Origin of the sequence: Paenisporosarcina sp. TG20, from assembly GCF_000286315.1 — a bacterium.
Lineage (GTDB): Bacteria > Bacillota > Bacilli > Bacillales_A > Planococcaceae > Paenisporosarcina.
The window spans coordinates 1-21,781 of the sequence record NZ_ALJG01000317.1 but is presented as its reverse complement, the minus strand read 5'-3'; the positions used below and the strand labels follow the sequence as shown (position 1 = coordinate 21,781).

The following is a 21,781-nucleotide window of genomic DNA, read 5'->3' as shown; positions in this document are numbered from 1 at the left end:
GCATTTAATTTTACAACTAGCCGAATTATGAAATTATAAAGTTGACGAAATAACATTAAGGAAAAGAGACGAACAAGTGACATTGTCACTTGTTCGTTTCGTTTGATTTCGAATTGGATAAAGGAAGAAAACTGGCATAGAAGTCTGTAATATTTCAATAGCATGCTTACTTAAATCTACTTTTCAGGAATGGAAACAAATCATAGTATTCACTAAAATTCCACAAAATAAGTAACCATCAATTTACTGTTAGCCTGATTGGTGGTTTCTTCTGTATCAATACACAAGAATAGGAATAACTCTTCATGTGTTCATTATAAGGGGGTCGACCAGGGATGGAAACAATTATATGGAATTCAGACAATTGGAAGAATGATGATTCGCGTCCCAGGGATGGAAACAATTATGGGGGTTAAAGTTACGAACAGCTCAACCTCGATCGACAAGGAAACACTTTTCAAAGTGTATCTTTAGTATAGCAATATCAATTAAAACCGCAGAATGGGCACCTAAATAATGAGATTCCTATTTGATGGTTTGGAATTGAAATTATAATGAATATTTCTGAAGAATTTGACCGTTTAAAACCGAGTAAAAGGAGAAAAGAAAATAAACAAATAAAAAAGCAATATTATAGAGATGGAACCGAGACCTCGGAAGACCTTTATGGAATTGAAATATTCGAACTAGATGGCTATGAAAATGTAGACTGGTTATTTACTAATTCATATGTGTATGGATTATCCTGTTACAATAATCGAAAAAGTTATAAAGAACTCTTTTCCTATTTAGATCAAATAATCATAGAGAATGAATACGTTGAGTTATTCACTTGTTTGGATGGTGATGAAGAAAAAAGGAAAGATGACACATTAGATATATTAATTAACCTTAAAGCTCTCAGTTTTAAAAATAATTTAGGAGAATACAGGTTGAAAGAAAAACGTTATCTCGAACAACTAAGTGAACTTTTCTGGTTTCGTGAAAAACAATATGTGAAGATTACTAGATAATCTTTTTCGCCGGAGCTCACTAAACTGAGGCAGTTTGTTTTGTAATTAAACAATTATTCAATTCAGATCTTTTAAAGAAAATGAAAGTGAACTGAACCCCGAATAGTGGACACTTAAAAAATCCCTATTCGGGGTTCAGTTCAGTCTTTTGAAAAATTATTTATTATTTATTAATGCGCAGTATATTCCTACTACATTATTACAACAGTGTGTTAAGCCTTAACTTCTACTCACTTACGTTCTAAATAACGATAAATGGTTGTCCGAGAAACGCCCCATCTTTCAGCCACATCTTTAATTGGTGTGCCTCCATCAATAAGAGCTTTCATCATTTCAATATCTTTCACTCCGTATTTCTCTGGACGTCCACCCAGACGCCCTCGTGCTTTAGCCGCCACTCGTCCTGCAGCTGAACGTTCTTGAATCAGATTTCGTTCAAACTCAGCAAATGCCGCAAACAGATGGAACATTAGCTGTCCGGTGGCATTGCCACGATCCATCGTCAGATTCTCTTGAATACTGTGAAACCCGATGCTTAGATTATTCAAGTTGTTGACAATGTCAATTAGGTCTTGTATGTTTCGACCCAAGCGATCTAATCGCCATACAACGATGGTATCTCCTTGACGAGCATATTGGAGAGCTTCTTCTAATCCAGGTCGTTGTTTTTTTGACCCACTCATCTTATCGTGAAATATTTTCACACATCCATATTGAGTAAGTGCATCTGTTTGCAAATCCAAGTTTTGTAAACCTGTTGACACACGAGCATATCCAATTAACACCAGTAATTCCTCATTTCCAATATAACCCTATATTAATTGTAACATAAGATAAAATATTTATAGTTAATGAACATATATTAATGGGAGATTTTTGTTGAACGTTATTAAACCAAAATGATGTGTTTTTAACCATTTATGCCGTGTTCAGAAAAGGACGAGTTTTGTTACATAAGCGATTAAAATTTAACGATCCATGCTTAATTCAAAAAAACATACTAAGATTAGTATGTTTTTTGTGTGCTAAGAAAGTATAAGTTTTTACCGAGTATTAGTGTCTAGCTGCATTTTTACAATCTCCATAATTACTCAACAATCTTTACTCAACGTTATTAACCACTCCATACTTACTTAATATTTGAATTGTATGATTAGGCTTGTAAGCAAATGAAAACAAACACAAACAAATGGAGGTTCTATTTAATGTCTTTTAAACATGTCTGGAAAAAAGGTTTGGTTGGTGTACTAGCTTTATCACTACTTGCGGCTTGTTCGGATGATTCAGGTGATGCAAATGCTGAAATAAAAGCAAATGACTTGTCTGTGGATGAAATTATCGAAAAAGCGAAAGAAGAAGGCGAAGTGAATTCAGTTGGTATGCCGGATACTTGGGCGAACTGGGTGGAAACTTGGGAAGAGCTTGGGTCGGAGTATAGTTTGAACCATAGTGATTCAGATATGTCGAGTGCAGAAGAGCTTGCAAAATTCGAAGCAGAAAAAGACAACGCTACAGCTGATATCGGAGACGTGGGAATTGCTTTTGGACCGATCGCGCAAGAAAAAGGCTTAACACAAGCTTATAAAACATCTTATTGGGATGACATTCCAGACTGGGCAAAAGACGATGAAGGCCATTGGATTGTTGGCTACACAGGAACTATTTCATTTTTAACAGATACAAATAATGTTTCGAATCCTCCGAAGTCATGGGATGATTTGAAAAATGGCGATTATATAGTAAGTATTGGGGATGCATTGACAGCGAACCAAGCTCAGTTTGCGATTTTAGCGTCAGCGATTGCTTTCGGTGGAGATGAGTCGAATTTACAACCAGGTATTGATTTCTTTGCTGAGCTTGCAAAACAAGGTCGTTTAAAAGGGGATCCTTCCGTTGCGAACTTAGAAAAAGGAGAAATTGATGTAGCCATTCTTTGGGACTTCAACTCACTTGGATACCGTAGTCAAATTGACGAATCTCGTTTTGATGTAGTGATTCCGGAAGAAGGTTCTGTAACTTCTGGTTATGCAACGATTATTAATAAATACGCGAAAAATCCGCATGCTGCAATGTTAACACGTGAGTATATTTTATCTGACGCGGGACAAGAAAACCTGGCAAAAGGATATGCACGTCCAATTCGTGAAAATGTAGAGCTTTCAGCAGAAGTTGAAGCATTATTACTTCCACCAGATATGTACGAAACTGCGAAACCTGTTGGAGATCAAAAAGCTTGGGAAGAAACAACAAAAAAAATTCCACAATTGTGGCAAGAACAGGTATTAATCCATGTCAACTAATCGTGTCGTTCTAATTGTAGTGGATGCCCTCAGATACGACACGGCATGTACACATATGGGATTTATGCAACATTTGGTGGAGAGAGAGGTTGCTGCGCGTTATGAAGTGCGTTCAGAAGTACCGTCTTTGTCTCGACCATTATATGAAACGATTTTAACAGGAACACCACCTATTATTCATGGTGTAACGAGCAATAGTACGATGCGTTTATCGACACAGCAAAGCTTGTTTCATTTAGCAAAAAGCAACGGGAAAAAAACCGCTGCGGCTGCTTATCACTGGGTGAGCGAGCTTTATAATCGGGCACCATTTAATCTGTTAGAAGATCGTGTTCAATTAGATACGAACCAACCGATTGAAAATGGATTTTTCTATTTTGAAGATCATTATCCAGATAGTCATTTATTTGCAGAGGCAGCATGGTTAATGGACCAAAAGCAACCTGATTTTCTGTATATTCATCCAATGAATGTAGACGATGATGGGCATAAATTTACAGCGGCTTCGAAAGAGTATCGTAACCGCGTGTTATCAGTGGATGCAATCCTTTCTGTCTTCCTTCCAAAGTGTCTTGCGCAAGGGTATGAGGTTATCGTCACTGCAGATCACGGGATGACGAGTGACGGGAATCACGGTGGCAACACGACGGAGGATCGACATGTACCTATGTTTATCTTATCCAAGCAAGTCAAAGCCGGCGTATATGAAGAAGTTGTTTCTCAGCTTCAAGTGGCCCCTCTTGTCTGTCATTTATTAGATATAGAACCTTCAGAGGAAATGGTTCCAATCCTATTGAATGGTATTCATTCGTTAAAAGAGGCCTAGTGCCTCTTTTCTATTTTTAGAGGGAAGTAGTGATAATTTTGACTTCGAAAAAACAATCTTTGTTTTTGCTCACACCGTTTCTAGTGCTCATTCTTTTGTTCTTTATCGTGCCATTATTCTACATGGTCGTTTCGAGCTTTAGCAATAGTGATGGTTTTACGTTAAATCAATACAAAGCTGTACTGACGAATAGCTATATTTTGCAAGGGTTCAAAAATAGTATTACGTTGTCCGCTATTTCGGCACTTCTTGCACTTGTGGTGACGTTGTTTGCAGTGTATGCCATGATGCGTTTTTCCGATCCAGTGCGGGAACGAATTTTAGTTGTGACGAATTTGACTTCTAACTTTTCCGGTATTCCTTTGGCGTTTGCGTTCATTGTATTGCTTGGAAATAGTGGTTTGTTTACATTATTATTTGAAAAATGGGGAATCGATGCGTTTTCTTCGTTCTCTCTATATAGTTGGAGTGGATTGTTGCTCATCTATATTTACTTTCAGTTGCCGCTTTCACTCATGCTTCTTTATCCCATCTACTACGGCATTCAGCAACAATGGAAGGATGCGGCATCACTACTAGGAGCAAGTACCATTCAGTTTTGGACGAAAATAGGCATTCCAATTATGCTTCCAGGAATCGTTGGAACATTTAGTGTGCTATTTGCTAATGCGATGGGCGCGTATGCATCAGCTTATGCATTAACGGGTAGTAACTATAATTTGGTGGCCATCCGAATTGGAGCCCTTTTGTCAGGAGATATATTCGCACAGCCGGAACTTGCAAGTGCGATTGCCGTATTACTTGGCGTCACGATGATTACAGCGATGCTTTTAAGCGAGTGGAGTATTAAGAAAACAAGGAGGAATTTGTAGTGAAAAAAAGAGGGTTGTCTGATTTGTTTTTTCTCTTCCTTGTTCTTTACTTACTCTTTCCCATTTTAGCAACAGCTCTTTATGCGTTTGCAACTAATTGGAATAATACGATTCTGCCTGAAGGGCTCACATTCAAATGGCTCGCTTCTTTGTTTCAAGATACGAGTTTCATCGAAGCATTTGGGCGGTCGGTATTACTTTCTGGTGGCGCAGTCATTTTAGCATTCATTTTTGTTGTCCCAGCCATTTTTATCATTGTCCTTTACTTCCCCAAATACGAGAAGTGGATGCAAACGGCGGTCGTGATGGTGTACGCATTTCCCGGGGTTATTTTAGCGGTTGGTTTAATTCGCACGTATTCGCAGTTAGGTATACCGATGATTTTGGCCGTGTTAGGTGCTTATGTGATCAGTATTTTACCGTACATCTATCAAGGAACTCGTAATAGCCTACGCAATGTGAATGCAAAACAATTATTAGATGTGGCAGAACTTTTAGGAGCTTCAAAATTACAAGCGTATTTGAAAGTTTTACTGCCAGCGGTGTACCCAGGATTATTTGCCGGAGCGTTATTATCGTTTTCGGTGTTATTCGGCGAATTCGTTCTCATAAACCTAGTTGTTGGGTCACGATTTGAAACGGTGCAAATTTATTTAATGAAAAAATTGAGTACAAGTGGACATATTGCAAGTGCAGTTGTGTTTCTTTACTTAGTATTAATGGGTATATTAACGATTTCCATCTCCATCTTAACTAAACGATCGAGAGGGGTTGCAAAAACATGAGCTACGTTATGATTGAGAATCTACATAAAACGTATGGCGCTTCTACTGTGCTGTCTACAATTGATATGACGATTGAAAAAGGGGAGTTTGTTACGCTTCTTGGTCCAAGTGGTTGTGGGAAAAGTACTATTTTACGTATTATTGCGGGATTGACAGATGCCACCTCTGGCACTGTGAATATCGATGGGATAGATATGCAGAATGTGCAGCCTAAGAATCGAGAAATAGGGATGGTGTTCCAGTCCTACGCCTTATTTCCGAATATGACGGTGAAGGAAAATGTCGCTTTTGGTTTAAAAATGAAGAAAATAGATCCAAGAGAGATTGATGAAAAAGTACGCGAAATGCTCGCAATTGTTCATTTGTCGGACAAAGGGAATGCGTATCCTAATGAGTTATCTGGTGGACAACAACAACGTGTTGCACTTGCTAGGGCTTTGATTGTACGCCCAAAAGTATTGTTGTTAGATGAGCCACTGAGTGCGCTGGATGCACAAATTCGGAAAAAATTGCAGTCTGATTTACGTTCGATTCAAATGGAGCTTGGGATTACGATGATTTTAGTAACACATGACCAAGAAGAAGCGATGGCTGTGTCAGATAAAATCTTTGTCATGAATAAAGGTGGAATTGCACAAAGAGGGACGCCGACAGAAATTTATACAAAGCCTGAAAGTGAATTTATCGCTAACTTCATCGGACATTACAATGTATTTACTAGAGCAGAGTTGGAACACATGGTAGGGATGAAGTTGCCAAGTGAGTGTGCAAAATTCGCGATTCGACCAGAAGCTATTTATTTTGAAGCTGGGGCTAAAAACTTTCACATGAGTGGTATTGCGATAGAATCAGTGATGAGCGGAAATGTGATTCGTACTGTTTTTCAATCAGGAGAACGTACTTTTTCAGTGGAGCAACTGCATCACCGTGGTCATTTCGTTGAAATAGGAAAGGCCTATGAATGCTACGTCGAACCAGAAGATGTGATTGAGTTAACATGAATTATTCAAAGCTAGAGAGATTTGACCGTATTTTAAGTAAGTTACAAGTAGAGAAGAAAATTGTTGTCTCAAACATTGCGGAAGTGTTGCAAGTTGCGCCGGAGACGATTCGCAGAGACTTCGATGAATTAGAGGAGCAACATTTATTGAGTCGTGTCCATGGCGGAGCAGTGAACTTTATGAATCTTCGTAAAGAGCCTGAGTTTTTGCGAAAGATGGATATGCAAAAAGACGCAAAACGACAAATTGCCAAAGTGGCTGCTGCAAAAATTGGGGATGGAGATACGGTTGCTGTGGATGTTGGGACGACAACGGTGCATATTGCGGATTTCATCGATGGAGTTAGCAATGTGACAGTCGTGACGAATTCGATCGCTGCAGCGGAACGATTTAACCTCGCAATGGAAGAGAAGCGAATGACCGGTAAAGTCATTTTACTTGGGGGCATCACGAACCCCGCACAAGCTTCTGTGGCAGGAGCAATAACATTAGAATGGTTGAGTAAAATGAATTTGGACAAAGCCTTTTTATCTTGTGGAGGGATAAAAGATGGATTTGTGTACGACTACGATTTGGATGAATCGCTTGTTTCTGCAAAAATGATGGAAAATAGCTGCAGTCGTATATTGTTAGCTGATGACTCGAAAATTGGACTGAAATCGTTTTATACGATTTGTGCATTGAATGAAATAACAGAAATGATTTGTAATGAGGAATGTCCAGCAGATTGGATTGAATTTGAGGACATTTGGACAGCTATAAATGGAGGTAAAAGATAATGAAAATAGATTATCATGTACATTTGGAAGAAGGTCCATATTCATTTCGGTGGTTGGAGCGTACTTCACAAGCGATTACCTCTTTTTATTCGCCAGCCGGTTTGGAAAAAGGTTCAAAGGACTTTGTGATGTGGCAAGTGGATATGTTGAAAAACCGGTTGGATGGCGGATGCTTTGGCAATGAGTGGCTCGATTTGTATTTGCAGCAAGCAAAGCAACTCGGTTTGAAAGAAGTGGGCATTGTTGATCATTTGTATCGCTTTAAAGAGACGAGAAATTTTTTTGTAAAAAACATGATTTTGGATTTGAAAGACCCTATTGGGAAGCTACAGGCTGATTGGCTTGATAAAGTGATGACAGAGGAAATAGACGATTTCACAGAGACGATTTTGCAAGCAAAAGAGAAGTGGAGCCGAGAAGGTGTGGAGCTGAAACTAGGGGTCGAGGCGGACTTCTTTATTGGTTGTGAAGATGAACTAGCAACGTTGCTCAGTGACCATCCATGGGACTTTGTTATCGGGTCTGTTCATTTTGTGGACGGATGGGGTTTTGATAATCCGCAAACAGCGGATGTTTTTAAGACTGTTGATTTGAAGGATTTGTATGAGCGGTTTTTTATCACGGTGGAAAAAGCGATTCGTTCGGGATTATTTGATTTTATAGCGCATTTGGATAATTTGAAAGTATTTAACTTTAAAGTTAAGGATGAAGGATTTAATCAGATATGGTATGAACGAATAGCGAATGCGCTTGTCGAAACGAATACGGCAACCGAAGTGAACGCTGGGCTGTATTATCGATATCCAGTGAAAGAAATGTGCCCAGGTCCAGCATTTTTGAACGTATTAGTGGAGCGCGGAGTGGAATTTACCGTTTCATCCGACTCTCATTTCCCGGATGACTTAGGTAGATATACTGTGCAAAATGCAGAGATGTTGAAGGGATTGGGTGTAGAGAAGCTAGTTGCATTTGATCAACGCGTGAAAAAATATCATCCATTATGAAAGTAGACCGTTTCTGTGTGTGAACACGAAACGGTTTTTTGTTATGTTGATTACCATAATAAGTCGAACTGCATAAAAAAGATAACTCAATTGGATACCCTATAATTAACGCAAATCAACTAAAGGAGTGTACCCAAATGATACAATATATGAATTTTCACAAACCCTGTATGGAACCTATGCTGCACGTTCAACTGGACGTACGGGTGTGTGGGACAATGGTACTCGAAATACGAAAAAATTTTATTTGGATATCACTTTAGCAGATCTATAAAAATTCGCGTTTGTTTCTAACCCAGGGACAGTGGGTTAATCTCAGAAAGATCCGTCACCCATTTACGATTGGGCAACAAAGCATTAAAATCGCGTTTAAGAAGGTTGGGGTATACCCATCCAGCAAGGTCATCGCTCTTTACAGAGTGGGTTTTCTTGCGACGGATTTTAGACTTGATATTCATTTCACCCATTAATCGACTCACACGTTTATGATTAATAACATGACTGAAATTAGCTTTCAATTCGCCAGCAATTCTTTTCGCACCAATGGTGCCGCCAGTAAAATCATATAAGCTTTGAATGGCGGCAATATCGATTTGATCACGCTCAGTTAACGGTTTCTGTGGTCGTGCAACAAAGGCATTATATCCACTTCTGGACACCTCCAGGGCTTTGCAAAGCGTGGTAACTGGATAGTCCTTTCTCAAGGCTGTTATGGCTTCGTAACATTTTCTTTTTCGGTCTCCTTGAGAAAGGCCTAATTGTACTTCTTTTCGACTGTTTTTAAGCGATTAAGCTCTTCAGTGTGCTCCATCAAATCCGGTTTTTCGTAGTGAGATAAAAGTCCTTCCGGACCATGTTCTCGGAATTGTTTTAGCCAAATAGGCAAAGAATTGATATGAATTTCAAGTTCGAGTGCAACATCTTGTTTGTGACGTTTCTTCTCTCGAACTTCATTTACTGCGTATAACTTTTGTTCGTATGTGTTTTGACGTTTCCTTGTTTTCGGCCGAATATACATGAACATGCCCCTCTCAAAAGGTAATGGTTGCACAATTATAACACTCCATGTGTCCATTATAAGGGGGTCGACCACTGTGTTGGAAACTATTCTACAGAATTCTGACAATAGTAAGCGTCCTCAAACTTTACTTCTCAATTTTGTCATGCTATAGCCCTGGCAAGTTAGTTTATGAGAAACAAATATAGACTTGAATCTTCCTAAAAAGAATCCTGAAATCAAAAAGGCAGATAAGCTTAAGCTCATCTGCCTTTTCTTTCATAAAAGTCCTTAAAAATAGTGAACGTTCGCACATGACTTTCAACTATTTCTAACAAGGGAATTATGCCAAATAAAGGATTTATGTCGATTTTTTTCGTCAACAATTTAAGCATTTTAATTTATTATCTTTAATTGTCAAATCATCTTTTCTTCACTTGGCAAGAGTACCTAAGTCCGATACATGACATATTGCCGTCCATTCAAACTCGTCTAAACCGAGAATTAAATGAAACTCTCCTTCCATTTCCCCCTCATCATGTTTCTGTTTATTGATGAGTTCATCTATAAGATCATAGCCCTGGTCAAATGTGAGTTTCCCTTCAATCAATATTTTCCTACCTTGTTTGCCATTGGCATCTTATCAAATAGGTTTGCCTATCGATTGTTAGCGTCATGTTGGTAAATGTTATAGTACAATTAATCATATAGATAAATTTAGTATAAATGAAGTGTTCAAATATTAATTAATAACTACAAGAGATAGAATAAATTAAACGTAAACTTTGAACTCACAAAGGAGATGGTTCTTATTTCAGCAGATAAGGAAACTCAAATTCTTGATGACATTATGCATCATATAGTTTCAAAGACATTCAAATACGGGGAAAAACACCCTTCTGAAAACGAATTGGCAGATAAATACAGGGTACCAAGAATGACAGTCAGGAATGTGCTAACGAAATTAGAAGAACGTGGATACATTTATTCAAAGCAAGGAAAAGGGCGTTATTTAAAGGAAGAATCGATTCAAATTCAATTGCATTTGTCAGGGAAAACGAGTTTTACAGATAAGATGAAGCAAGCAGGCTATGATTTAATAACACGTAATATTATCTGTGAAAAAATTCCCTACAGCAAACAGATTTTTCAAAGCTTAAACGTGGATGAAGGCGACGATGTCTATAAAATTGGAAGAATTCGCTATATCAATAACGAACCGAAAGCCATCCATAATTCATTTGTCAGTGAAGCAATGTTTCCGGAGATCGCGGAAGATGGTCCTGAAATAGAGTCGATGTTTAGAATTCACGTCCCAGGGATGGAAACAATGATACAGAATTCTGACAATTTACTACAATTCTAGAATGGCCTGCAAGTTTTCTTGTCGGCGTGTCCCTGGGGCAGCCACAAATTGAGGAGCATTTGAGTCTGACCCAGGGACAGCACTCGAGCGAAGTTGTTGTATGTGAACATATCAGAATTGTCGGGTACCTGTGTAAAAAACTAACCAGTTTATTCACTAAATTTGCAGGAAAAATTTACTTGATGCTGAAGATAATGTATTTGATTAAATTGATTACTCATAAAATCTTATTCTTATGTATTTCCACAAATTTGATGGTGCCACCCACAGCAATTTAATGGGAATATCTAGTTAAAAAAGCATTGATTTTATCAATTATTTTCTATTTATCCTCCAATTTAATGACAAATTTGACCATGGGTTTGGAGTGATGAAATGAATTATGGAGTTATTGAATCCGTTTGGTTAGCTACAGCGATTATGACTTATGAAAAATTATGCATAGGGGAAAATCCAACTGTAATACAAATGTATTTTAAACAATCAGATATTCAAAAAAGAGCGCAATCGTTGACTACTAATAATGTAAATTCAGCTCGTATTTCTTAATGGACGAATGCAGCACACGGAAATAATACACATAATTTTTTGTGTGAGGGTGACAATAGAACCCGTCGTTTGTCTTACAAGGGAGAATTAGGCGGTGAAAAAGAAACACCTAAATTAAACGCATCACATATCGTTGAATCAAGCTTAGGTTCAAAAACAGTTGGAGATATTTATAAATTTGTAAATGAAAAATATACACTTCTATTTACTATTAATATTTTTACAATTCTTGATTATTTAGAGCAGTATAGTACTTTACCGAATCGAAATCCTGAAAGTGCTTCAGGTGAGGGCAAGCAACAGTTCGAATTGATGAAAAAAATAAGTGGTATGCCGTCGACGAATTAAATAAATTTGCTTTAATAGTAGGAGAAAAATATGGATTACAGAATAAAATAAAATCGAATTGGTTAACTGAAGGAAATAATCGTATACCAAGCTATTTTTGGGAACAGCTTAAGTTTGAAGAATTTAAATCTTATCCATCAAGTATTTCAATATTTGCAGAAAGAGCAAAGGATGATTCTAATAAAGCGCGGTTAAGAATTGCAGTTGAACTTGATGAAAAGATTGCGCAGCCAGTGTACTATAAAAGACATCACCAGTTTTTGGATAAAGTCAGTCTTGTATCAGGCCTCTCTTATTTTGTAAAAGAGCGTGCAACGAATCATAACTACCATGTCTATGATGAAGATGCTGAAACATTAAAAGGAAAATTAGAGGAAGGCATCTACAAAAAAATCCAATTAACTTATGTACTGAAGTATGAGGACATAAGAAATAAAGACATGGATAATTCTCATATATTAAGTAATTTGCTCGAAGGAATAAAGCTGCTTTTACCTTATTATAAACTTGTTTCTAATTACGAAGAAATAATTTTAGGAGATGATAATGTGATTTACCAAAAAATATGATCCTTTACGGTCCACCAGGTACCGGGAAAACTTACAATACTGTTAACTATGCAGTTAGCGTTATCGAAAATAAAACGATTGAGCAAGTGCAAAACCACATGAGAATTGAATTAATAAAAAAAGATATGGGGCTCCACAAAAGTCCACACAGCCAATAGGCAAGTAAGTTAATATCAGGAAGGTAATAGTAAGCAATAACAAGGAGCAGTCCACATCGTACCAATGAAAGCAGAAGGAAACAGGAAAGGCAATAACAAAAAAACCAGGAGCAAGCTGGAGGTACAAGGGGTCTGTAGGGGCTGTCTTGGGGGTGCAAAATATACACGGTGGTTACAAAAAAATATTATCCACAAACACATTTCAAAATGATAAAATATAGTGTAAAATATTGTTAAACAGATTGTTCTCAGTTGGGGGTAAGTATGGCTAAATCAGTTTTGAAGTACATGATTAAAGGAATAGATCTAATATGTGAAAACTTAGATGAAAGAATTTACAATCTAGCTGAGGCTACGGATGACCCCCAGTTTTTTAAGGAGGAAGGGGATTTCTCAACAGGTAACTATGCATATCTGAAATTTACTCCGAATAATAGTAATAATAAAATATCTCAATATTTTAACGAGGAAAGTATTTATGCAAACAGTTCATTAGATGATTTTAATTCCATTTTTTACAAATCTGTTACAGGACATGATATTGACATAGCCACTCTACCTGAAGACATAGACGAAAGATCAATTTTCAAACATTTTAGAACTGGGTCTAAAAGGGAAATAAATTCAGGGTCATCTTTTAAAAGATATCACGATACAGAATTTAAATTATTAGAGTATTTGGCTAAAAAAATTGAAACTCAAATTAGACGCAATGGTTTTGAAGGGGAAATACTTGGCGATATTGAATTATATACTCTTAGAATTCCATGTTTAAGTTGTGACTATGTTTTAATACAGTTTCATGAGATGTATCCGAAGATTTCTGTAAAAGTTTCTTATACAAAAGAAAATTAAAAGAAGGTGATATCATGACAAGAGAATCTATTAAGGAAAGGCGTATAATGGACTTATCCCTTAGAAGTTTTTCGGCTAGTATTGAATATAGTTGGAATGAAAAATGGAGAGATTACGGATATACAAATAGTGAGAAGACAGATCTAATATTAAATAACCTTAAACTTGGAATGGAATTAAGAGATGATGTAATGAAAATGGTAATTGATAAACTATTATCACTCAATAAAGATGACGATAATATTAGTTTAGACATAAATGAATTTAAAGAAAGTATTTTGTTAAAAAAAAGCAAATCGCCAATGGAAAAAAAAACAATTGAATCATTATCGTATTAAAAAAGCTACTGTATTGGTATACAGTAGCTTTTTTCTTTTTCACTATTAATGTGATGCTGTTTATATCGTGTTTACCGAGTGATCAGTGTCGGGTACCTGTGTAAAAAACTATTGGTGACCTTCAGGTTTCCAGTCAAAACTATATAGAAAATCTAGCAACGGTCGAAATTTCATCTTCGGCCGTTTAATTTATGTAAAAAATATCAGTCTCTTCTTTCATCTCACAAGGCGGTTTTAATTAGTAGCATTAAAATTTTTCGTTGTATCGACTCTAGCCAGGTTTTTAAATCATTGACTTATGGCATGAAAGAATTTTTAAATTCATATGTAGAAGGAGGTTTAACTACAATACAATGAATTATTCTGAAGGGAATTTCGTACTTGTCCTAGTGTTATTCCTGCTTAGCCCAGATGCTAATCATTCTGTTTTACTGAGTTGCATACATGAAAAAGTGACACCTCTCCCATGAGGGGATCCAACTTCTGCGCACTGAAGTTAGAATTCGCGTCCCAGGGATGGAAATAATGATACAGAATTCTGACAATTTACTACAATTAAAGATAGGCCTGCATGTTTTCTTGTCGGAGTGTCCCTGGGGCAGCCACAAACTAAGGAGCATTTGAGTCTGACCCAGGGACAGCACTCGAGCGAAGTTGTTGTATGTGAACATATCAGATTTGTCGGGTACCTGTGTTATTCTTATATATTTCCACAAAATTGATGGTGCTACCCACAGCAATTTAATGGGAATATCTAGTTAAAAAAGTATTGATTTTATAAATTATTTTCAATCACAAATTCAACCATGGGTGGCACCTTTATGGTCTGATCGGAAGTTTCGACTGTGGCACTGGTTTTAGCGGAAAGCTCCTTCAGCGGATGGTGAAATTTCTTCTGACGGATGATGATGAAAGGCTTGCCGCTAGCAATTGCCGCACTGGAATCCATTGCCGTATTCCATTGATTGTATTGCTCGCCGAACAAGGCGATAACCAGATATGAATCAATACACGGGTCCGCAGATTATTGAAGCTTGAAGCGGCGGCATCTAATTCGCGACCCACGGATGGAAACAATCGAAACACAAATGCGTGTCTACCCAAACTTTGATTGATAATATCTTTTGGATGAACATAAAGTACAATGAAGCCTAATAATAAATAGGAGTGACATATGGTTGAGTAATAAACGACAGAGAAAGAAACAGAACAAAAATAAACGACCGAACATTCTTATTTTAATGGTCGATCAGCAACGCTTTCCTGCTGTATATGAAAATGAAGAGTTACAGAAATGGAGTCAAGAAAACTTAGTTACACAACAAGTATTACGAAAAAACGGGATGGAGTTCCTCAATCATTATGCAGGGAGTACGGCTTGCTCGCCGAGTAGAACCACATTATATACAGGACAGTATCCATCATTACATGGAGTTTCTCAAACGACTGGAGTTGCTAAAGGAGCCTTTGATCCAGACGTATTTTGGCTCGATCCTAATACAGTACCTACTATGGGTGATTATTTTCGTGGGGAAGGATACCAAACATTTTGGAAAGGGAAATGGCACGCTTCAGATGAAGATGTTTTAATTCCAGGAACACATGATGGATTTCCTAGCTATAACACAATAACGGGTGTACCTATTAAAGATAAAGTAGAGGTTTATAAAGAAGTTAACCGTCTTAATTCTTTTGGGTTCTCTGGTTGGATAGGACCAGAACCTCATGGATCAAGCCCACGTAATTCAGGTTCGTCCGCAGCAATTGGGTTAAGCGGTCGTGACGAGGTGTACTCAGAAGAAACAGTAAAGCTGATAAAGTCATTAGAAAAAGAATCACAGGATTCAAAAGTAAATACGCCATGGTTTACGATGTGTTCATTTGTAAACCCACACGATATTGCTTTATATGGTGTATTCACAGCTCTTAATCCCTCGTTTAGCTTTGAGATTGACCCAACACTTCCGTTAATACCTCCAGCTCCTACAGTAGGTGAGTCACTTCTTACTAAGCCAAGGGCACAGGAAAGTTATCGTATCACATATCCTAAAGCATTACAGCCAATTTTAGATAACGATTTTTATCGTCATCTATATTACAGTTTGCAAAAAAAAGCGGATCAAGAAATGCTCAAGGTTTTTAATGCGCTTAAAAACTCGATTTTCTATAAAAATACAATTGTTATATTTACCTCAGATCACGGTGAGTTATTAGGTGCGCATGGTGGTCTACATCAAAAGTGGTATAACATGTACGAAGAGTCTATTCATGTCCCATTGATCATTCATAGCCCTGCTCTTTTTTCTAAAAACGAACAAACGGATGTGCTAACAAGTCATGTTGATATCCTGCCTACGTTGTTGGGTTTAACGAGATTAAATGAAAAGTGTCTACAAGCGAAACTTTCAAAAGGTCATACGGAAGTAAAACCATTAGTCGGTAGAAACTTGACACCACTACTGGAAAAGAGTGAACACTTTTTTAGAGCGGATGAACCTATCTATTTTATGACGGATGACGATATAACGAAAGGATTAAATCAAACTACTGCTTTAGGTGAGCCGTATACATCAGTTATTCAACCCAATCATATCGAAGCGGTCATAACAAAACTCAAAACTGGACTTGCAAATGAAAAAGAGATTTGGAAATTTGCACGTTACTTTGATAACCCTCAGTTTCCGAGTAACACTGATGCTAATGAATTTACTGAAACAGAAGAATGTTTAGATGCACCAGTATTAGATGAATTTGAATTATACAATCTTACCCTAGATCCACTAGAAGAAAAAAATCTAGCTGACCCTACATTTGCAACTGAAGAAACAGCTCTCATCCAGCAACAATTAACAGTCATTCTTAAAGAACAAAGCAAGCAAAAACGTCTATTTCCAACAAATGATGAATGAATGTTATTAGGAAGAGTAATAGAACAGGCTTAATTTACAAGGAAAATAATACTACAAATTCTAACATTAAAATACAATTTAATTCATACAAAAGACACCTTCAATCAGATGATAGGTGTCTTTTGTATGAATACTTGGAAACGGAATTCATATTTCTCCTCATTTTTGGGGGGAATAATCTTCTTACAATTAATTCTATACTATTGAATAGCCTTTGATTCAATACTAAAAGTTTAATGTCCCTTACACCAATTGGTTAAAGCTCTGCAGTCAAATACCTCAATCAAATAAATTCATACTTAAATAACGTTCCCCTGTGTCAGGGGCAATACATAACACTTTTTTTCCTTTTCCTAAACGTTTTGCAATTTCAATGGCTGCATAAACGGCAGCACCTGCTGAAGGACCAACAAAAACTCCTTCTTCACGGGCCAACTTCTTGAAAATCTCAATGGCATCTTCATCACTGATTTGCATAATTTCATCGTACACTTTTGTATTCAAAATATCGGGTATAAAGCCGGGACTTGTGCCAACCAGTTTATGTTTGCCTGGTTTTCCTCCGGATAAAACAGGTGATCCTTTGGGTTCCACAACAGCGATATACAAACCAGGGAGATGTTCTTTCAACGTTTCCCCAGTTCCAGTGATAGTTCCACCAGTCCCAGCTGTTGCCACGAAAGCATCCAGTTCACCGTTCATTTGATCCAAAATTTCTAACGCTGTTGTGGTCCGATGGATATCTGGATTAGCGGTGTTTTCAAATTGTTGCGGGATAAAACTGTTTGGAATTTCATTTTTAAGTTCTAACGCTTTCTGAATGGCTCCAGGCATTTTTTCTTCATTTGGTGTCAACACCACTTCAGCACCGAATGCTTTCAGCAGATTGATTCGTTCTTGTGTCGCGTTATCCGGAAGTACGAGAATTGCCTTGTATCCTTTGGCGGCTGCCACCATGGCAAGGCCAATTCCTGTATTGCCACTTGTAGGTTCAATAATTGTATCGCCTGGCTTTATCACCCCTTGTTCTTCAGCCGTTTTAATCATATTATGGGCAGCTCGGTCTTTAACACTCTTTGTTGGATTGAACATCTCCAACTTTACATAAACATCAGCCGCGTCGACCGGTACAATCCTATTTAGCCTTACGACAGGAGTATTTCCAATCAAATCAGTAATATTGTTAAATGGTTTCATTACTAAAACAACCTTCCGTTATGAATGATACAAAACACGTTACTCCTATTGTAATATAACAAGGCAAAGCAACCAAATAGAGAAACTCGGAATTACTACAATATCATGTATATAATCGTGTCGGGTACCTGTCTCGGGTACCTGGGCGAAGAACTAATCAGTTTATTCACTGAAAATGCAGAATAAACTTACTTGAAGCTGATGGGGGTAGATTTGATTAAATTGATTCCTTATAAAATCTCATTTTTATGAATTCCCTTGAATTTAGTGGTTCCACCTAAGTAATTTAATGGGGATATCTAGGTGAAAAAGTATAGGTTTTATCAATTATTTTCTATTTATTCCTTAATCGGATCACAAAATCGACCATGGATGGTACCTTTATTGAAGCCTGTCAGGTTTCCAGTCAAAACTATATAGAAAATCTAGCAGCGTGCGAAATTTCATCTTCGGACGTTTATTAAAGGTCCCAGTTACTTTTTCATTTTCCGTTGCGGTTTTATTAAGCATATCTGAAAATGATTTTTGAACAGTCTCAAAAAGTATTTCATCTACAATAAATACTTCCATATAATTTACACACTTTAGCAGGAGTTATGGTTACATTTCTTGAAATAGTACAAAAATGGTTTTAGGAGGAATTGGATGGGAATTTTAGATGGGTTAATGGGTAATGCATCGGAGATGGAAATTGATCAAGTAGAAAGTGAACTGAAGGATTTACTAGCTCCTGCTGAAAAGGTGGAGCATGCGTATAAGCTTATACGGGATCAAATTATTTTTACAGATAAACGATTATTACTTATTGATAAACAAGGTATGACAGGGAAAAAGGTAGAATATCATTCGATTCCATATAAAAGTGTGGCTCATTTCTCTATCGAAACGGCGGGCACTTTTGACCTGGATGCAGAATTGAAAATTTGGCTATCGGGAAGTTCTATGCCCATACTGAAAAAATTCAATAAAACCTTAAATATATACAAGGTTCAAAGTGTGTTAGCAGCGTACGTCATGAAGTAAATAGTGACGTGTGCCTGCAACATATAATTCACATTGTAAACTACAATTGCATATGTAATTTTTAGAATCCAGCAACCAAAACGCGTTGTTGGATTCTTTTGTTGTATTAAGATGTAATTGTTTAAGTATTTCAGGGTACCAACCAATATTCCTGCTAGACCAGATGCTAATCATTTTATCCCGGAAAGAATTTGATTTTAATGAATTTAAAACACAAGAAGAACTTAAAGATGTTAAGAAAGGACACCGAAAAATTCTTAATATTTGAAGAAGAAAAAGTGAAATTATATAAATTTAATCAGAAATGGTAATTTTAAATAATAAACGAAAACTTTATTCATCAGTACTCCAATTCCTTGTAGTTCGAATTAACTTTTAATTCAGGACATAAGATGTTAAGTAATCACTATAAATGGTAAGGAGTGGTTAAATGTTGAATGATAAACCAAGGAAGTTATTTGAATGTTTGCAAGCTGTAAACAATCTTCAAACTAAAGTTATCATTCGAGACTAAAAGGGATATGAGAAGTACTGGACAAAAAATAGTCTAATTGGATATGGCGAAGGTGTCTTTTTAATGAATGATGGTGAAGATAAGGAAGCAACTCCAGAGATTTATAGACAAAAATTAGCAGAATTTATAATGACTTTTCCAATTCCCGATTCATTCCCGAATTTGATCGCAAAATCGACTAGGGGTGGCACCTTTGATGGGGACTGTTAGGTTTCTACTCAAAACTATTTTTATATTCTAGCAGCGGTCGAAATTTCATCTTCGGACGTTTATTAGAATACTAATACCAGTCACTTTTTCATCTCACCAGGCGGTGTTATTAAGCGTAGTAAAAATTTTTCGTTGGATCGACTCCAGCAAGGTTTTTAAATCAAGGACTAGTGGAGTTAAAGAATTTCCAACTTTATATGTAGAAGGGGATTAAACCACAATGGATTGTTCTTAAGGTAGCTCCGTACATGACCTAGTGTTATTTCTGCTCAGTCCAGATGAGCAAACATTGATGATTTTAATTACTAAAACATGAAATAATTATCACTGGGGAAATGAGTTGAAACTACAAAAGCTAGAAAATGTGTTGACAGTTGATGATTGGAGTATTACCAATCGATTTTTGCGAATTCTAATTAATATCCTTGTTCATCTAAAGTGGGGTACAAAGTGAGTATTCTTGTAGTAGTTTTCTAAAATACAAGAATAGATTCTATTATCGACTTATGTATAAAAATAGGGGGAATGGTTATGGAATCTGTTGAAAGCAAATTAATAGACCGCATTCGAGCTTTAGAATCATATGCTGAAGCTAAAAAAGAGGTAGAAGAAAGAGTTGCCGAAGACACTGGCAGACGGAAATTACCCATGTCAATAATAGAAGAAGATGATAACTTAACCTATGATTCAGCATATATTAAGGAATTGACTAAACTAAATGAAAATAAATTATTCATACCTGCTCATAAGAGTATTGTACTGGCTGAAAAATCCATTAAAGAGTGGCGTCAAAAAAACTATGAAATAGCAATAGAAAACATGGAAGAAGCTCATGAATACTTTGAACATATAGAAATAAAACTTAATTTAGGGAAAATGTATTTATCTCGCGGAGAAGAATATGAAGAAGGCATAGCACTATTATTAGAGTACTATCTCTTTTCAAGCATCTATGACTTCTACTCAATTGAAATAAAGAAACTCTTCTCATTGAAAGAAAATCAGGATGGAACTCTTACTGGTACAATTAGCGGTGTAGATGACAAATTAGATTTCAATGTTGATAAAGAAAGACATTTAAATTTCGAGGAGGAGAAAGAGGTCTTTGTAGCTGATATTCCTTTACCCTTTAAACTTCCAATTTCTTTGGATTTACAAAGAAAAGACAATAAAGAGATCATGAACGAAGATTATAGATATCTAAAAAAACTAGTATATGATTCAAATGAAATTGAATTTGAAATTATGATAGAAAGACATAGATGCACAAAATTCTTATCTGAGTTTTATGGAACAGTGTTAGAGTGGGCTCAGAAAGAGGGGGATATCATTCCTTTAGCGGCATTTGAAGAATTAAAAATGGATTTATTTCTCGCCAATATTAAAAGAGAACACTATATACAAGGTTTCGATGAGCCAGCTGAGATAGCAATCCCGGAAGATAAATCACTTATTTCTATTTTGAAGATTAAAGTGATACCAAAAAGTATGAATGAATTTTTTATGTTATTCCGAGAATTTGCAAGAAGAAATCTAATATCGAAAGAATCTGATTGGGAAGTTGAAGAAAGCTATAGAGAGTATGAACAACAAAACGCAGAGTACGAAGATGTAAGTATGCAGACAATGGAACGCAGATTAGAATACGAGCAACTTGTTGAACATGGAAAAGAGTATGCAAAATTGTACTGTATATTAACAAATATTGAACGTAATGTTTCGGATCCATATATATATGAGGAAGAAGATTATCAAAAATTTTACAATGTATACGTATCTAGTTTTCAGGATCAATATATGGATATCATTAATCAACACCGGATAAATGTTGAATAAACTAATGACAATAATAGAATCGTTGAAATGGTTGGGAAGATCAGTGATGAGGACCTGAAAGAACAAGCTGATTAAACAATAAAAATTCAAATCAAATAAACATCAATCCTAACGTTACTCTCAATCCAATGAGAGTAACGTTAGAAGGCGTAATTAAGGAAGTTTACAATTGATGAAACAGAACCAAAAGAATTATTGAATGTGAAGTTATCAAAGCAACAGCACTTATAGTGGTTTGATTGATACCTCTTAAATATAGTGAAAACTCAAAGATAAACGTTATTACTGACAGACACTCACTTAATTCCAAAACAAGCCATATTTATCCAATG

General features: G+C 36.5%; 24 protein-coding genes and 1 pseudogene. 18 read left to right on the top strand and 7 right to left on the bottom strand.

Annotation, left to right across the window (positions count from 1 at the left end; all coding sequences use genetic code 11):
- Positions 1-554: 554 nt before the first annotated feature.
- Positions 555-1,013, top strand: a complete 459-nt coding sequence (locus tag B371_RS22450; RefSeq protein WP_019414655.1) for a hypothetical protein — start codon at positions 555-557, stop codon at positions 1,011-1,013.
- A 230-nt stretch (positions 1,014-1,243) separates the two neighbouring features.
- Here B371_RS22450 and B371_RS0112465 read toward each other — a convergent pair whose 3' ends face one another.
- Positions 1,244-1,798, bottom strand: a complete 555-nt coding sequence (locus B371_RS0112465; RefSeq protein ID WP_019414654.1) for a recombinase family protein — start codon at positions 1,796-1,798, stop codon at positions 1,244-1,246.
- Between the two features lie 420 nt (positions 1,799-2,218).
- On the opposite strand from B371_RS0112465, the gene B371_RS0112460 reads away from it, so the two are divergent.
- The 7 genes from B371_RS0112460 to B371_RS0112430 are packed head-to-tail and all read left to right on the top strand — an operon-like array spanning position 2,219 to position 8,580.
- Positions 2,219-3,313 carry an ABC transporter substrate-binding protein gene (locus B371_RS0112460; protein ID WP_019414653.1) on the top strand — a complete coding sequence of 365 codons (1,095 nt, stop codon included), beginning with the start codon at positions 2,219-2,221 and terminating at the stop codon, positions 3,311-3,313.
- Complete coding sequence (locus B371_RS0112455) at positions 3,303-4,139, top strand: alkaline phosphatase family protein (protein ID WP_019414652.1); 837 nt, start codon at positions 3,303-3,305, stop codon at positions 4,137-4,139. The genes B371_RS0112460 and B371_RS0112455 overlap by 11 nt, the downstream gene beginning before the upstream one ends.
- A gap of 29 nt (positions 4,140-4,168) precedes the next feature.
- Positions 4,169-5,011, top strand: coding sequence for an ABC transporter permease subunit (locus tag B371_RS0112450; RefSeq protein ID WP_019414651.1), 843 nt, complete (start codon positions 4,169-4,171; stop codon positions 5,009-5,011).
- Positions 5,011-5,796: an ABC transporter permease gene (locus B371_RS0112445; RefSeq protein ID WP_019414650.1), complete on the top strand. Its 786-nt coding sequence runs from the start codon at positions 5,011-5,013 to the stop codon at positions 5,794-5,796. Before B371_RS0112450 ends, B371_RS0112445 begins: the two co-directional genes overlap by 1 nt.
- Complete coding sequence (locus tag B371_RS0112440; RefSeq protein WP_019414649.1) at positions 5,793-6,797, top strand: ABC transporter ATP-binding protein; 1,005 nt, start codon at positions 5,793-5,795, stop codon at positions 6,795-6,797. The genes B371_RS0112445 and B371_RS0112440 overlap by 4 nt, the downstream gene beginning before the upstream one ends.
- On the top strand, positions 6,794-7,576 hold the full coding sequence (locus tag B371_RS0112435) for a DeoR/GlpR family DNA-binding transcription regulator (RefSeq protein WP_019414648.1): 783 nt from the start codon (positions 6,794-6,796) through the stop codon (positions 7,574-7,576). The genes B371_RS0112440 and B371_RS0112435 overlap by 4 nt, the downstream gene beginning before the upstream one ends.
- Positions 7,576-8,580 (top strand): histidinol phosphate phosphatase domain-containing protein, encoded by a 1,005-nt coding sequence (locus tag B371_RS0112430; protein WP_019414647.1) that lies wholly within the window; start codon positions 7,576-7,578, stop codon positions 8,578-8,580. The genes B371_RS0112435 and B371_RS0112430 overlap by 1 nt, the downstream gene beginning before the upstream one ends.
- A gap of 290 nt (positions 8,581-8,870) precedes the next feature.
- On the opposite strand, the gene B371_RS21785 is transcribed toward B371_RS0112430, so the two are convergent.
- The 3 genes from B371_RS21785 to B371_RS23535 all read right to left on the bottom strand — a co-directional run bounded on the left by B371_RS21785 (position 8,871) and on the right by B371_RS23535 (position 10,187).
- Complete coding sequence (locus tag B371_RS21785; protein WP_019414645.1) at positions 8,871-9,284, bottom strand: IS3 family transposase; 414 nt, start codon at positions 9,282-9,284, stop codon at positions 8,871-8,873.
- Positions 9,285-9,334: 50 nt separating this feature from the next.
- Complete coding sequence (locus B371_RS0112415) at positions 9,335-9,598, bottom strand: transposase (RefSeq protein WP_019414644.1); 264 nt, start codon at positions 9,596-9,598, stop codon at positions 9,335-9,337.
- 412 nt (positions 9,599-10,010) lie between these two features.
- Positions 10,011-10,187, bottom strand: a complete 177-nt coding sequence (locus B371_RS23535) for a hypothetical protein (RefSeq protein ID WP_019414643.1) — start codon at positions 10,185-10,187, stop codon at positions 10,011-10,013.
- Positions 10,188-10,379: 192 nt separating this feature from the next.
- Between B371_RS23535 and B371_RS21780 the strand changes: the two genes are divergently transcribed.
- The 6 genes from B371_RS21780 to B371_RS0112370 all read left to right on the top strand — a co-directional run bounded on the left by B371_RS21780 (position 10,380) and on the right by B371_RS0112370 (position 13,760).
- Positions 10,380-10,943 carry a GntR family transcriptional regulator gene (locus B371_RS21780; RefSeq protein WP_019414642.1) on the top strand — a complete coding sequence of 188 codons (564 nt, stop codon included), beginning with the start codon at positions 10,380-10,382 and terminating at the stop codon, positions 10,941-10,943.
- Positions 10,944-11,318: 375 nt separating this feature from the next.
- Positions 11,319-11,492 carry a hypothetical protein gene (locus B371_RS23530; RefSeq protein WP_019414641.1) on the top strand — a complete coding sequence of 58 codons (174 nt, stop codon included), beginning with the start codon at positions 11,319-11,321 and terminating at the stop codon, positions 11,490-11,492.
- Positions 11,493-11,561: 69 nt separating this feature from the next.
- The gene (locus B371_RS0112395) at positions 11,562-11,840 is read left to right on the top strand and encodes a hypothetical protein (RefSeq protein WP_019414640.1); all 279 of its coding nucleotides are present in this window, start codon (positions 11,562-11,564) and stop codon (positions 11,838-11,840) included.
- A gap of 260 nt (positions 11,841-12,100) precedes the next feature.
- Positions 12,101-12,409 carry a hypothetical protein gene (locus tag B371_RS0112390; protein WP_019414639.1) on the top strand — a complete coding sequence of 103 codons (309 nt, stop codon included), beginning with the start codon at positions 12,101-12,103 and terminating at the stop codon, positions 12,407-12,409.
- Between the two features lie 422 nt (positions 12,410-12,831).
- Positions 12,832-13,422, top strand: a complete 591-nt coding sequence (locus tag B371_RS0112375; protein WP_019414637.1) for a deaminase domain-containing protein — start codon at positions 12,832-12,834, stop codon at positions 13,420-13,422.
- A gap of 14 nt (positions 13,423-13,436) precedes the next feature.
- The gene (locus B371_RS0112370) at positions 13,437-13,760 is read left to right on the top strand and encodes a hypothetical protein (protein WP_019414636.1); all 324 of its coding nucleotides are present in this window, start codon (positions 13,437-13,439) and stop codon (positions 13,758-13,760) included.
- Positions 13,761-14,535: 775 nt separating this feature from the next.
- Here the strand turns inward: B371_RS0112370 and B371_RS21775 are convergent.
- A pseudogene (locus tag B371_RS21775) lies at positions 14,536-14,810 on the bottom strand (YtoQ family protein); the annotation flags it as partial.
- 191 nt (positions 14,811-15,001) lie between these two features.
- Here B371_RS21775 and B371_RS0112360 point away from each other — a divergent pair.
- Entirely contained in the window at positions 15,002-16,669 is a 1,668-nt protein-coding gene (locus B371_RS0112360) for a sulfatase-like hydrolase/transferase (RefSeq protein ID WP_040681253.1), read from the top strand.
- 279 nt (positions 16,670-16,948) lie between these two features.
- On the opposite strand, the gene cysK is transcribed toward B371_RS0112360, so the two are convergent.
- Together cysK and B371_RS0112350 are read right to left on the bottom strand one after the other, a co-directional pair.
- On the bottom strand, positions 16,949-17,866 hold the full coding sequence (cysK, locus tag B371_RS0112355) for a cysteine synthase A (RefSeq protein WP_019414633.1): 918 nt from the start codon (positions 17,864-17,866) through the stop codon (positions 16,949-16,951).
- Positions 17,867-18,247: 381 nt separating this feature from the next.
- Positions 18,248-18,436: a hypothetical protein gene (locus B371_RS0112350; protein ID WP_019414632.1), complete on the bottom strand. Its 189-nt coding sequence runs from the start codon at positions 18,434-18,436 to the stop codon at positions 18,248-18,250.
- A gap of 75 nt (positions 18,437-18,511) precedes the next feature.
- Here B371_RS0112350 and B371_RS0112345 point away from each other — a divergent pair, with 75 nt between their 5' ends.
- The 3 genes from B371_RS0112345 to B371_RS0112335 all read left to right on the top strand — a co-directional run bounded on the left by B371_RS0112345 (position 18,512) and on the right by B371_RS0112335 (position 21,449).
- Positions 18,512-18,889: a PH domain-containing protein gene (locus B371_RS0112345; protein ID WP_019414631.1), complete on the top strand. Its 378-nt coding sequence runs from the start codon at positions 18,512-18,514 to the stop codon at positions 18,887-18,889.
- 577 nt (positions 18,890-19,466) lie between these two features.
- On the top strand, positions 19,467-19,613 hold the full coding sequence (locus B371_RS23520; RefSeq protein ID WP_019414630.1) for a hypothetical protein: 147 nt from the start codon (positions 19,467-19,469) through the stop codon (positions 19,611-19,613).
- Between the two features lie 531 nt (positions 19,614-20,144).
- The gene (locus tag B371_RS0112335) at positions 20,145-21,449 is read left to right on the top strand and encodes a hypothetical protein (RefSeq protein WP_019414629.1); all 1,305 of its coding nucleotides are present in this window, start codon (positions 20,145-20,147) and stop codon (positions 21,447-21,449) included.
- Positions 21,450-21,781 lie beyond the last annotated feature (332 nt).

Bases quoted from the DNA above. Each gene is read 5' to 3' on its own strand.
- B371_RS22450 (WP_019414655.1), top strand. From the start codon at position 555: ATGAATATTTCTGAAGAATTTGACCGTTTAAAACCGAGTAAAAGGAGA.
- B371_RS0112460 (WP_019414653.1), top strand. From the start codon at position 2,219: ATGTCTTTTAAACATGTCTGGAAAAAAGGTTTGGTTGGTGTACTAGCT.
- B371_RS0112455 (WP_019414652.1), top strand. From the start codon at position 3,303: ATGTCAACTAATCGTGTCGTTCTAATTGTAGTGGATGCCCTCAGATAC.
- B371_RS0112440 (WP_019414649.1), top strand. From the start codon at position 5,793: ATGAGCTACGTTATGATTGAGAATCTACATAAAACGTATGGCGCTTCT.
- B371_RS0112435 (WP_019414648.1), top strand. From the start codon at position 6,794: ATGAATTATTCAAAGCTAGAGAGATTTGACCGTATTTTAAGTAAGTTA.
- B371_RS0112430 (WP_019414647.1), top strand. From the start codon at position 7,576: ATGAAAATAGATTATCATGTACATTTGGAAGAAGGTCCATATTCATTT.
- B371_RS0112415 (WP_019414644.1), bottom strand. From the start codon at position 9,598: ATGTATATTCGGCCGAAAACAAGGAAACGTCAAAACACATACGAACAA.
- B371_RS21780 (WP_019414642.1), top strand. From the start codon at position 10,380: ATGGTTCTTATTTCAGCAGATAAGGAAACTCAAATTCTTGATGACATT.
- B371_RS23530 (WP_019414641.1), top strand. From the start codon at position 11,319: ATGAATTATGGAGTTATTGAATCCGTTTGGTTAGCTACAGCGATTATG.
- B371_RS0112375 (WP_019414637.1), top strand. From the start codon at position 12,832: ATGGCTAAATCAGTTTTGAAGTACATGATTAAAGGAATAGATCTAATA.
- B371_RS0112370 (WP_019414636.1), top strand. From the start codon at position 13,437: ATGACAAGAGAATCTATTAAGGAAAGGCGTATAATGGACTTATCCCTT.
- B371_RS0112360 (WP_040681253.1), top strand. From the start codon at position 15,002: ATGGTCGATCAGCAACGCTTTCCTGCTGTATATGAAAATGAAGAGTTA.
- cysK (WP_019414633.1), bottom strand. From the start codon at position 17,866: ATGAAACCATTTAACAATATTACTGATTTGATTGGAAATACTCCTGTC.
- B371_RS0112350 (WP_019414632.1), bottom strand. From the start codon at position 18,436: ATGGAAGTATTTATTGTAGATGAAATACTTTTTGAGACTGTTCAAAAA.
- B371_RS0112345 (WP_019414631.1), top strand. From the start codon at position 18,512: ATGGGAATTTTAGATGGGTTAATGGGTAATGCATCGGAGATGGAAATT.
- B371_RS23520 (WP_019414630.1), top strand. From the start codon at position 19,467: ATGAATGATGGTGAAGATAAGGAAGCAACTCCAGAGATTTATAGACAA.
- B371_RS0112335 (WP_019414629.1), top strand. From the start codon at position 20,145: ATGGAATCTGTTGAAAGCAAATTAATAGACCGCATTCGAGCTTTAGAA.